Below are 11815 nucleotides of genomic sequence, written 5' to 3'. Positions count from 1 at the left end.
CAGCTCTTTTATCATAATGTCGTATCTTATAGTAATCCTAAGGCGATATTGTAGCAAATGGCTCCGATGATGCCACCGACGATTGGTCCAGCTACTGGAATCCAGGCATAAGACCAGTCAGAATCTCCTTTATTTTCGATTGGAAGGAGGGCGTGCATGATACGTGGACCAAGGTCACGCGATGGGTTGATGGCATAGCCTGTTGTTGGGCCAAGTGAGAAGCCGACAGCAAAGATGACTAATCCGACAATAATTGGACCTAAGCCAGCAGCAACTTTATTTGGACCAATGGCAAGGATGGTCATCACGAGGATAGCTGTGCCAAGTGCTTCACCAAGGAAGTTTGAAGCTGTATGACGGATGGCTGGTCCTGTTGAGAAGCTCGCAAGAATCAAGCCTTGATCTTTGGTTTCTTTCCAATGTGGGAAATAATGTAACCATAGGACAACAGCAGCCAGCATGGCTCCTAGCATTTGAGCGAGAATGAATGGGACAACTAAGTTCCAAGAGAGGGCTCCGATAGCTGCCATTGCTAGTGTGACAGCAGGGTTCAGATGAGCAGGGCTAAACAGTCCTGAAATATAGACGGCTACTGTACAGGCAATCCCCCATCCAAAGACAATGGCTGTCCATCCTGTTCCTTCTTCTTTGGTTTTGCTGAGGATATTTCCGGCAACAACACCGTCTCCAAGTAGAACCAAAATGAAGGTTCCAATAAATTCACCTAAAAATTGAGTCATGGGTAATCTCCTTTATTTATTGATTGTTAATTCCGATAATTGTGTTTGGATACTATCTAGATCAGCGCCAGCTTGCAAGAGAGCAGCAGCGGTGTAAGCACCTTCTACAATCGGTACGGAATTAATGATGATGTCCTTATCTGAGAAATCAGCGACTAATTCTAAATTCATTTTGGCTGATCCGAGATCGAAGAATGCGAGCAAAGTATCTTTGTCATTTTGTTCCACTACCGCCTGTACTTGGTCAAATGAAGTGCCGATACCGCCGTCTTCAGTCCCACCGACGTAGGTGATAGAAATGTCTCTTGCAACTTCGGAAACCAAATCGATCACGCCTTGGGCAATATGTTTTGAATGTGAAACGACCACAATTCCAATATCTGACATTTAGACACCTCCGACTTCAAGCAGGGCTTTGAAGAGCAAGCCAGATGAGAAGGAACCTGGGTCAATATGCCCAATTGACCGTTCACCGACATAGGAAGCGCGGCCTTTTGTAGCTTTCATCTCTTTTGTGGCCTCAACTAATTCATCAATGATTTCTTCAGATAGGTTTCTGTCCTTCAAGGCAATCACAACACCCGACCAGACGTCCACCATTGTTTTTTCATTGCGCTCCGCTTTTCCTCGCTTTTGAATCATGTCAAGGCCAGCAGCAACGGTGTCTGCTAAATCGGCGCCAGCCTGCTCTGCCTTTGTCATGCCCATAAAAGCTGAGCCGTAGAGAGGACCAGAGGCACCACCGACTTTGCTCAAAAGTTGCATGGAGACCATTTTAAGGACATCTGCTGCGCTAGCAAATTCATTGGCTTCCAAATTTTCCATGACGGCGGACATGCCACGCGCCATATTGCCCCCGTGATCGCCGTCACCGATTGGCGTATCGAGTTCGGATAAATAATCTTTGTGTTCTTGGATTTTTGCATGAAAGGCAGTCATCCAAGCTTGTGCAGTTGTTACATCCATTTTCTTCTCCTTATCCCCAAGCGATAGTTGTAACTGGGCTTTCAAGGGCAGCACGCCAGTCCTCGTTTTCCAGTTTAATTAAGGTCAATGACAAACCGGCCATGTCAATAGAAGTCATGTAGTTGCCTAATTTTTTGTAAGTGATGGCTAAGCCTTTTTGATCTAAAAGCTCCGCTACATCGTTGGCAAAGACATATTGTTCCATAAGTGGTGTAGCCCCCATACCATTGATGAGAATACCGAATTTGTCTCCTGCTTTGGCATCGAATGAATCAGTCAATTTTTCCACCAATTCCTTGGCTAACTCTTTTGAACTTTGCATTTTTTCTTTGCGATAACCTGGTTCGCCGTGGATACCGATACCAAATTCGATTTCATCTTCTTCAAGAATGAAGCCAGGTTTCCCAACTTCAGGGACAGTGGCACCGCTAAGGGCAAGCCCTACGGTATGAATGTTTTGTACCAATTCATCCGCAACGGCTTTGATTTCTTCAAGAGATTTACCAGCACGTGCCATTTCTCCAAGAATCTTGTGAACAAAAATAGTACCTGCTACCCCACGTTTTCCTTGAGTGTAGAGACTGTCTTCTACAGCGATGTCATCATCTACGATAACACTGGCTACTTGAATTCCTTCCATCTCTGCCAAATCTTGCGCCATCTCAAAGTTCATGACATCACCCGAATAATTTTTAATGACCATGAAGACCCCAGCGCCTTCGTCTGCTTCTTTGATAGCTTCTAACACTTGGTCAGGAGTTGGTGAGGTGAAGACAGCACCACAGATGGCTGCTGAGAGCATACCGTCTCCAACAAATCCTGCGTGAGAAGGTTCGTGACCGCTTCCTCCACCAGAGATAATACCGACTTTCCCTGTTTTTTCAGCATTACGTGCAATAATGTCAAAACCTTCTACGCGATGGACCAAGTCACTGTGGACAAAGGCCAGTCCGTCAAGCATTTCAGGAAGGACGTCTGTTGGGTTATTGATGATTTTTTTCATGAGTGAAACTCCTTTTTGTTTTTTCATTTTCATTATAAAACCTTGCAAATTTTTCGGGAAGGGACAAAAAAGAAGATTTGTCCGCATGGAGAGAGTTTTCAATTGATAGAAAACATGATAGACTGACTATAGCAAATCACTTAGTATAGCATAGGAGGAAGAGATGGTCTCCTCATTGATTACAAAAAAAAGGATTGCGAAGGCTTTTAAAAAAATATTTGTCACGCTGCCTTTTGATAAGATTTCCGTCAGTGTTATAATGGAAGAGGCTGGGATACGACGTCAGACCTTCTATAATCATTTCCTCGATAAATATGAATTGTTGGAATGGATTTTTCAGACGGAATTACATGAGCAAGTAACGGACAATCTGGATTATATTTCTGGGCGACAATTGTTGACAGAGTTGTTGCACTTTTTTCAGTCTAATCGAGAATTTTACAGAAAATTATTTGAGATTGAAGATCAAAATGATTTTTCGTCGTATTTTGAAGGGTATTGTCAGCAGTTGATTGATAAGTTAATTGAAGATTATCACATCAGGACATTTGAATCAGCAACAGAGCGAGAATTATTTTTAACCTATCATAGTTTGGCTTTGGCTAATCTAATCAAGCATCTGTTGACTGGTTCAACGACTTCTTGTCAGTTGGATGGAGAAGCTATCGTACAGCTAATTACAACATCATTAAAGAATTATTAGGGTAAGAATTATGGTACAGGTATGTAATAAGGGGATGGATTTTGTATTGGAAAGTGTTGACGCGATTACTCAGGTTCATCCACATTTGAAACAGATTGGACAGTTAGCAGCTATCTTTGACAGCCAAGTCTCTGAGCACCAGATTCCAATCTTATCAGGTGGTGGTAGCGGACATGAGCCAGCACATTTTGGCTATGTAGGGCAAGGCATGCTGACAGCTGCTATTAGTGGTCCCATTTTTGTGCCACCGTGTGCGGCGGATATTTTAGAAGTTATTCGTTTTTTAAATCGTGGCAAGGGTGTCTTTGTGATTGTCAAGAATTTTGAGGCGGATTTACGTGAGTTTTCGCAGGCGATTTATGCGGCGCGTGCGGAAGGGATTCCAGTCAAATATGTCGTGTCACATGATGATATTTCTGTAGAGACATCTAACTTTAGATTGCGCCATCGCGGGGTTGCAGGGACTGTCTTACTTCATAAAATCGTGGGACAAGCTGCTTATCAGGGAGCAACATTAGACGAGTTAGAAGCGTTGGGCTTGGCAGTTGCAACCTCCATGGCGACCTTAGGGTTTGCTACAAAGCCAGCGACGATTTTAGGAGATGATCATCCGATGTTTCAATTGGAGCCAGGGAATATTTCGTTTGGAATTGGGATTCATGGAGAACCTGGGTATCGGACGGTTCCGTTTGAATCGTCAGAGATTTTGGTCAATGAATTGATTAATAAGCTTAAGCTTAAATTGAAATGGCAGGATGGGGAAGCTTTCGTGTTACTTGTCAATAATCTCGGGGCGACGTCTAAAATGGAAGAATTGATTTTTACAAATGATGTTCTTAATTTTTTAGCGCTAGATGACTTGAAAATTGTATTTGCAAAAACAGGGCACTTGATTACTAGCTTGGACATGGCTGGTTTGTCCATTACGCTCTGCCGTTTGCAGGATAAAAAATGGCTCCAATATCTACAAGCTCCGACAGATGCATTTGGTTGGTAAGAAAAATAAGTAGTGAAAAACATTCGCTTCACCGGATGTTTTTTTTCTGATGGTCAAAAAAAGTCAAACAAACCTATTGACCTTTACTGACCAAAGGTATATAATACAGTCATAGGGATAAGAAATCCCATGTAGGTTGCGATAGAGGAGGTTGGAAATCATGGATTATTTTTTTAAGAAATTGGTCAGGGAACGTCAGCTTTTGCAATCGGAGCCTGAACCTGTTTTAAGAGTAGTGACCATATTTTTTTAACAAAAAGGTCAGTTTAGGTCAAACAAGAAATAGGAGTACAAACATGAACAACAATTTTAACAATATGGATGATTTATTTAATCAATTAATGGGCAATATGGGTGGCTATCGTTCTGAAAATCGTCGCTACATGATTAACGGTCGAGAAGTGACACCAGAGGAATTTGCCATTTATCGTCAGACAGGTCAGTTGCCACAAACTGAAGGAGCGCAAGCTATTCCTCCACAGGCAGAAGGACAAATGAAGCAGGACGGAATTTTGGCCAAGTTAGGTCGAAATCTAACAGAAGAAGCTCGTCAAGGCAAGTTGGATCCAGTCATCGGACGGAACAAGGAAATTCAAGAAACAGCTGAAATTTTGGCTCGTCGTACCAAGAACAATCCTGTTCTGGTGGGAGATGCGGGTGTCGGAAAGACTGCTGTTGTCGAAGGATTGGCACAGGCCATTGTCAACGGAGATGTTCCTGCTGCGATTAAGAACAAGGAGCTGATTTCGATTGATATTTCAGGTCTTGAAGCAGGGACGCAGTACCGTGGTGCCTTTGAAGAAAATGTGCAACATTTGGTGAAAGAAGTCCAAGAAGCGGGCAATGTGATTCTCTTCTTTGATGAAATTCATCAAATTTTGGGAGCTGGCTCGACTGGTGGGGATTCTGGCTCCAAGGGCTTGGCAGATATTTTGAAACCTGCTCTTTCTCGTGGGGATTTGACGGTGATTGGGGCAACAACCCAAGATGAATACCGCAATACCATTTTGAAAAATGCAGCGCTGGCTCGTCGTTTCAATGAGGTTAAGGTCAACGCTCCATCAGCTGAAGATACCTTTGCGATTTTGAAAGGCATTAAGCCCTTGTACGAAGCCCATCACAATATCAGTCTTCCTGATGAGATGTTGAAGGCTGCAGTGGATTATTCTGTGCAATACATTCCGCAACGGAGCTTGCCAGATAAGGCTATTGACTTGGTCGATGTGACGGCAGCCCACTTGGCAGCCCAACATCCTGTGACAGACATCAAGGCTTTGGAAGCTGAGATTCTGCAAGCCAAGCAATTGCAACAGGCGGCAGCAGACAAGGAAGATTACGAGACCGCTTTAAATGAGAAGGTTCGCATCGACAAGTTGCAGGAGAAGATTGACAACTATACCGAGGGACAGAAGGCTGTCGCGACAGTCAATGATGTGGCCGAAGCGGTGGAGCGGATGACAGGGATTCCAGTATCGCAAATGGGAGCTTCTGACATTGAACGCCTCAAGGGCATGAAAGAGCGCTTGGAAGCGAAGGTCATTGGTCAAGATGAAGCCGTTGAGGCTGTGTCTAAAGCCATTCGTCGAAATCGTGCAGGCTTTGATGAGGGCAATCGTCCGATTGGTTCCTTCCTCTTTGTCGGACCAACGGGTGTCGGAAAGACCGAGTTGGCCAAGCAGTTAGCGTTGGATATGTTTGGTAATAAAGAAGCCGTCATTCGTCTCGATATGTCAGAATACAGCGACCGAACTGCGGTGTCTAAGTTGATTGGGACAACGGCTGGTTATGTGGGCTATGATGATAATTCGCATACTTTGACGGAGCGCGTGCGTCGCAATCCCTACTCAATTGTCCTCTTTGATGAGATTGAAAAGGCGGACCCGCAAGTTATGACGCTTCTGCTCCAAGTCTTGGACGATGGGCATTTGACAGATGGTCAGGGCAACACGGTAAACTTCAAAAATACGGTTATCATTGCTACTTCCAATACTGGCTTTGGTTATGAAACGGCTGATGAAGACGATGAGAAAGTGGACATTATGGACCGTATCGCTCCATACTTCCGTCCAGAATTCCTCAATCGCTTCAACGCGGTCATTGAATTTCACCATTTGACCAAGGAAGACTTGCTGGAAATCGTGGACTTGATGTTAGCACAGGTCAATGTGACCCTTGGTAAGAAAGGCATTCACTTGGACGTGACCAAAGAAGCGAAAGATTTTCTCATGGAAAAAGGCTATGACAAGGCGATGGGGGCTCGTCCACTCCGTCGTGTGATTGAAAGCCAGATTCGTGACAAGGTGACCGATTTCTACTTGGAACACTTGGATGCCAAAAATCTACAAGCAGATGTCGTAGATGGCGAGATGGTGATTTCTGAAGTCGCCTAAAATAGAAAAGGCTGTGGGTGATTCCACAGCTTTTTTTGTGATTCCTTGCGTTTACATTTGCAATTGAGAGTGATACAATTGGGGGTGTTTAAAGCAAAAAGGAGAATGCTGATGAAAAAGAATATTGCTACCAAGTGGGGAATGATACTGACGATCGCTCTGGGAGGATTGATTTTACCGACGCATGTTTTAGCGGTGGACCATGAGGATATGACTAGTAGCACTCAACAGTCAACTATCCATACAGCTATTGCTGAAGTTCCTACGACGAGCCGTCAATCAACGACTAGTCGTTTGACAAGTGAGGGAACTTCCAGTTTGCCTATGACTTCTACCGACACGAGCACAAATCACCAAACGTCTACTACAATCAGTCAGACAACCGTTACGACACCAACGACGACAAAAAGTACCATACCAGCTCCTCCTCAGGATCCAAAACCTGAAGCAAAACCAATTTATCGCCTTTATCACCCTATTACAGGTGAGCATCTGTACACGACAGACCGAAATGAAAAAGATGTACTTTACCAGCAGCGTGGCTGGGGCTATGAAGGAATTGCTTGGTATGCTCCGGGTGAAGGAAAACCAGTCTATCGACTCTATAATGCAGGCCTGATGAATCACTTGTATACAAGTGACACAAATGAAGTGAAGGTACTAACCAGTCGCCATGGCTGGAAATCAGATAATAACGGTCGTCCAGTTTTTTATTCAGGCGGTACCGTGAAAATCTATCGTGTCTACAATTATCGATTGCGTGGTTTACATCACTGGACGACAGATGAGTATGAATACAGTGTGTTACCGCGTCATGGATGGACGCAAGAAGGGAATGTTTTTCATGGGGAGCGAAAAGGACAGCCGATTCGGACTCAGTTTGCTGCAGATGAGGCCATTGCAGCGCAGGTCAAGGGACTAGGAGGTTACCACCTTTCTGGGAATGCAAAACAAGATGTTGTAAAGGCCATTAAACAAATTAAGGCTCAAGGGTATCAGATGGGCTTTGTGATGATGGATGTTCATACAAAACGTGGTGTAGAATACAATGCAGATCAGCGTTTTTACGCAGCTAGCACTGTTAAAGGCCCTTATGTGGCTAGCCTTGCAGCGAAAAATCCTGTCTCAATTGCGCAATCGGGAACAATTATGCGACAAGTATTGAGTTATTCGAGCAATGAAGGTTACGAATATCTCGCCAATCGATATGGCTTTGGAACATGGCGCCAATGGCTAGCAGAAGCAGGTGTCCGTTCGGATATCGGCAAGGATCTCTACCCTTACTATAGCAGTCGGGAATTGTTCAAGTTATGGCAGAGAAACTATACTTATTTTACAAATGATAGACAAGGTCAGCAAGTGGGGCTCTGGTATGAAAATCCGAATTTATCTCCCATAAAATCAGCTTTAGGTGGGCAGTACCGTACGCGGAGTAAGGCAGGCTGGATTGGTGATTGGGAGTTTCAATCAGCTAGTGATGGAGGTATTGTCTATGCTAAGAGCGGTCCTTATATCATTGCCATCATGACCGATGCTAGCGGGCAGTTAGATAAACTACAACCAACCATCCGTGCTTTACATACTCTCGTTATGACCTTAAATGAGGTCCATAAAGAAATGATTCCTACCCAGTAATAAAGTGCTTTCCCCTGTTTCATTGATATTCGTCATCCATGTAGAAAATAGTCTTGTTTTCTTATTGAATCGGGTACAAAAACAATTTAAAATAGATAGATGTCATTTAAAAATAGGAGATTTAGTTTGAAAAAATTACTAGGATTTTTATCAGGAATCGGTTTGCTATTGATGTTTGGAATGGGGGCCAGTTTTGTGCTGGATAAACCAAGTATAGTTGAGGTAGTTGTGGCTTCTTTAGTAGAGGGAGTTGCTCTTATATTAGCTATCTGGTATGCCAAGAAACAGGGATTTTTTGCCGATGAAGAGCCCTTGTTTTTTTGGAAAAGGTTAGCCTATGTTCTTCTTTTCTATATGATGTTGCGTGCAATTGGCGACATAGGTCATTGGTTGATGGCGATGCAAGGGAAAATAGTGACGGATAACAGTGCCTTAATTGACAGCATTAGTCGTCAGATACCGATTTTTTATGATGTCTTTAGTAGAGTTATTACTTCTCCTGTTGTAGAAGAGATTATTTTTCGAGGGATTATCCCTCGGATACTTTTTCCAAAGCATCAGATTGTAGGCCTTATTGTCAGTGCGATCATCTTTGGCTTCCTACATGGTGTTGCAACGGTGGGAGAAGCTGTAATTTACATCGGTGGTGGCCTGGTATTTGGTCTGGCTTACTACCGTAAGAAATCTGTAACAGATAGTATACTGGTTCATATAGTGGCTAATTTGCTAGCCTTGATCAACTAAGAGGGAGGACACTATGATTCGTCCTATTGTGAAAGATATGTTGTTTTTGCAACAAAAATCCTTACCTGCTACTCAGGCTGACTTGCCTATCGGTAAGGATTTACAGGATACCCTGCTGGCCCATAAAGATAGTTGTGTTGGTCTAGCAGCCAATATGATTGGGGTCAGAAAACGGATTATTATTGTGAATTTGGGCGTGCTGGACTTGGTGATGTATAATCCTGTCCTTCTCAGCAAATCTAGTTCTTATCAGACGGAGGAGGGGTGTTTGTCATTGACAGGTACGCGTGAAACTACTCGTTATCAAGAAATTGCAGTTCACTTTTTCAATGATGCTTGGCAGGAGCAGACCATGACCTTTACTGGATTTACCGCTCAAATTATCCAGCATGAATTGGATCATTTGGAAGGGATGTTAATTTAGGAGAAACTGAATGCATTGGAATGTATTTTGGGGCTGTTACTGCTTATTTTTTTGCAGTGTCTATGTTTGTTTTATCTTACTTCTTGGTGTTTCAGCGATTTCGTAAAGATAGTGATTGTACAGAAAAAGTCATAGGTGAAGTTGTTGATTTTTCCTTTGTGCAGTACTACCCATTGTTGTCTATCCTGTTAATGGTAAGATTTATCGAGTGGTGGGACCGAAATTTCAAGGGAGTGTACAAACCACGACTCGGTCACCCTTTTCTCATCCGAATTCTCAAGTGGATGCACATGGGATGACGAGGGAACATCTCCCTCAGATTTTAACATTTTCTACGGTGGCTAATTCCTTTATTTCCATTACAAAGTCACCATTGTTAGACTTATTTCCAGTCGGAAGTACTGTCATGGTCTACTATAATCCTCGCACTCCCAAGTATGCCTATGTCGAACGTCCCTTAGATCCATCTGCTAAATGGGCTGTTTTCTCAATGTGGTTTCTGATTTTGAGCGGAATGAATTTGATTGGACCAAGGAAAATATCTTGGCAAGTGTAGAAGAAAGTTTGGAACGTTTGCAGACAGATTATGTAGATTCTCTCTTGCTTCATCGTCCAGATGTTTTATTTGAACCAGAGGAGGTTGCAGCAGCCTTTGATGAGTTAGAAGAGAGTGGAAAGGTTCGTTACTTCGGTGTCAGCAATGTGATGCCACTACAAATTGAATTGTTGAAGAAATATGTAAAACAACCACTTGTCTTCAACCAACTGCAACTATCATTGGAACAATCCCAGTTGATTGACCAAGCACTCTATATGAACAATAAAGAAACAGATATGTCCATCAATCGTGATGGAAGCATCTTGGATTACTGTCGCTTGCATGATATTACGATTCAGGCTTGGTCACCGCTTCAATATGGTTTCTTCCAAGGAACCTTTGTGGACAATCCAAAATTCCCAGAATTGAATGCAGTATTGGATAAATTTGCCAAACGTGAGGGCGTGACAAAGGCAGCCATTGCCCTAGCGTGGATTTTGCGCCACCCTGCTAAGATGCAAGTGATTATTGGCAGTATGAGCCCTGCCCATATCCAAGAAGCAGCAGAAGCAAGCAAGATTACCCTATCTCACCATGATTGGTATGAACTTTATCTCGCTTCTGGAAAATATTTGCCATAACTAACTGAAAACGCCTAGCTCTTGCTAAGCGTTTTTTGCTTGATAAGGTTAGGATAGATTAGCAGAAATTTGACTGAGTGTTTCCCAATCTTCTTGTGAAAGCTGAAATTGCATGGCTTGACATTGCTTTCGCCTTGCTTGACGCTACTTGCCCCAGGGATGGCAAAAATGGACGCCTTTGGATGAGAAATGAGCCAATTAAGCGCGATGTGCGCAGGAGTGCAATCATAGGCAGTTGCTAGTTCTTGAATGCACTGCATCAGTGGTCGTGTTTTCTCTAGATAGCGTGGATGGATGTGTGAAGATAAGCGGCGCGAGAGGGACACTTGTTTGTAGGCTGTCTTATCGCTGTGAAAACGTCCAGTAAGAAGTCCTTGTTGGAGTGGAGAGTAGGCAATGATGGAAATTCCAAGTCTTTGTGCGGTTTCTAAGACGCCATTGGTTTCTGGACTGCGGTCAAGGAGATTGTATTTGACTTGGTTAGAAGCCAGTGTCAACCCATACTCCTTGAGGTAGTTGTGCGCCAGCTCCATCTCTTTAGCTGAAAAATTGCTGACGCCGACATGGCGGATGAGGCCTGCCTCCACTAATTTGGCCATTTCCTCGATTTGCTTTTGAAGAGAAGAAAGGGAGTTTGGTCGATGAATCTGATAGAGGTCAATCACGGGTCGTTCTAGGTAAGCTAGACGCTGGTTGATGGTACGAGAGATAGAAGAAGCAAAGCGAAAGGCAGGCCACCACTTGTCCGCAATCATTGTGCTTCCTTTTTCTAGTACCTTCTCATCTTCTAGACGATTCAAGGTACGGCCGACAAATGATTCAGAAATCCCATTGCCATAGATTTCGGCGGTGTCTATCCAGTTCACACCCTGTGTTAGTGTAGTTTTCATAATCTGATAGACAAGGTCGTCTGTCACGGTTTTCCAGGTTCCATGGCTGTTGCTAAATTGCCAGGTACCAAGTCCGATTGGGGAGAGATAGAGGTCAGTTTGACCGAGTTGTTTCGGTGTGATCATTGTGAGAAATTCCTTTGT

The 11815-nt window shown here is 43.5% G+C and carries 11 protein-coding genes and 2 pseudogenes; 8 read left to right on the top strand and 5 right to left on the bottom strand.

Annotated elements, in window-relative coordinates; all coding sequences use genetic code 11:
• Positions 1-26 precede the first annotated feature (26 nt).
• The 4 genes from A3I9_RS0108565 to dhaK are packed head-to-tail and all read right to left on the bottom strand — an operon-like array spanning position 27 to position 2709.
• Entirely contained in the window at positions 27-740 is a 714-nt protein-coding gene (locus A3I9_RS0108565) for an MIP/aquaporin family protein (RefSeq protein WP_018378634.1), read from the bottom strand.
• Positions 741-752: 12 nt separating this feature from the next.
• Positions 753-1127, bottom strand: a complete 375-nt coding sequence (gene dhaM / locus A3I9_RS0108560; protein WP_018378633.1) for a dihydroxyacetone kinase phosphoryl donor subunit DhaM — start codon at positions 1125-1127, stop codon at positions 753-755.
• Positions 1128-1706: a dihydroxyacetone kinase subunit DhaL gene (gene dhaL / locus A3I9_RS0108555; protein WP_018378632.1), complete on the bottom strand. Its 579-nt coding sequence runs from the start codon at positions 1704-1706 to the stop codon at positions 1128-1130.
• Positions 1707-1716: 10 nt separating this feature from the next.
• Positions 1717-2709 (bottom strand): dihydroxyacetone kinase subunit DhaK, encoded by a 993-nt coding sequence (dhaK, locus tag A3I9_RS0108550; protein ID WP_018378631.1) that lies wholly within the window; start codon positions 2707-2709, stop codon positions 1717-1719.
• Between the two features lie 163 nt (positions 2710-2872).
• Here dhaK and dhaS point away from each other — a divergent pair, with 163 nt between their 5' ends.
• The 8 genes and pseudogenes from dhaS to A3I9_RS12730 all read left to right on the top strand — a co-directional run.
• Positions 2873-3412, top strand: coding sequence for a dihydroxyacetone kinase transcriptional activator DhaS (gene dhaS, locus A3I9_RS0108545; RefSeq protein ID WP_018378630.1), 540 nt, complete (start codon positions 2873-2875; stop codon positions 3410-3412).
• A gap of 10 nt (positions 3413-3422) precedes the next feature.
• Positions 3423-4409: a DhaKLM operon coactivator DhaQ gene (gene dhaQ / locus A3I9_RS0108540; RefSeq protein ID WP_026217405.1), complete on the top strand. Its 987-nt coding sequence runs from the start codon at positions 3423-3425 to the stop codon at positions 4407-4409.
• Positions 4410-4705: 296 nt separating this feature from the next.
• Entirely contained in the window at positions 4706-6799 is a 2094-nt protein-coding gene (locus A3I9_RS0108530; protein ID WP_018378627.1) for an ATP-dependent Clp protease ATP-binding subunit, read from the top strand.
• A gap of 111 nt (positions 6800-6910) precedes the next feature.
• Positions 6911-8434 (top strand): hypothetical protein, encoded by a 1524-nt coding sequence (locus tag A3I9_RS13050; RefSeq protein ID WP_018378626.1) that lies wholly within the window; start codon positions 6911-6913, stop codon positions 8432-8434.
• Between the two features lie 126 nt (positions 8435-8560).
• A complete protein-coding gene (locus A3I9_RS0108520) occupies positions 8561-9178 on the top strand; it encodes a CPBP family intramembrane glutamic endopeptidase (RefSeq protein ID WP_018378625.1) in 618 nt (205 codons plus the stop codon).
• Positions 9179-9191: 13 nt separating this feature from the next.
• Positions 9192-9602 (top strand): peptide deformylase, encoded by a 411-nt coding sequence (locus A3I9_RS0108515; protein ID WP_018378624.1) that lies wholly within the window; start codon positions 9192-9194, stop codon positions 9600-9602.
• A gap of 295 nt (positions 9603-9897) precedes the next feature.
• Positions 9898-10158, top strand: a complete 261-nt coding sequence (locus tag A3I9_RS13610; RefSeq protein ID WP_018378622.1) for a DUF3592 domain-containing protein — start codon at positions 9898-9900, stop codon at positions 10156-10158.
• Positions 10122-10781 (top strand): annotated as a pseudogene (locus tag A3I9_RS12730) (aldo/keto reductase); the annotation flags it as partial. The gene A3I9_RS13610 and the pseudogene A3I9_RS12730, both read left to right, overlap by 37 nt.
• Positions 10782-10829: 48 nt before the next feature.
• Here the strand turns inward: A3I9_RS12730 and A3I9_RS12725 are convergent.
• A pseudogene (locus A3I9_RS12725) lies at positions 10830-11797 on the bottom strand (aldo/keto reductase).
• Positions 11798-11815: the final 18 nt, after the last annotated feature.

Source organism: Streptococcus ovis DSM 16829, assembly GCF_000380125.1.
Taxonomy (GTDB): Bacteria; Bacillota; Bacilli; order Lactobacillales; family Streptococcaceae; genus Streptococcus; species Streptococcus ovis.
The sequence above is the reverse complement of the archived record's forward strand: the minus strand, read 5'-3'. Positions and strand labels throughout refer to the sequence as shown.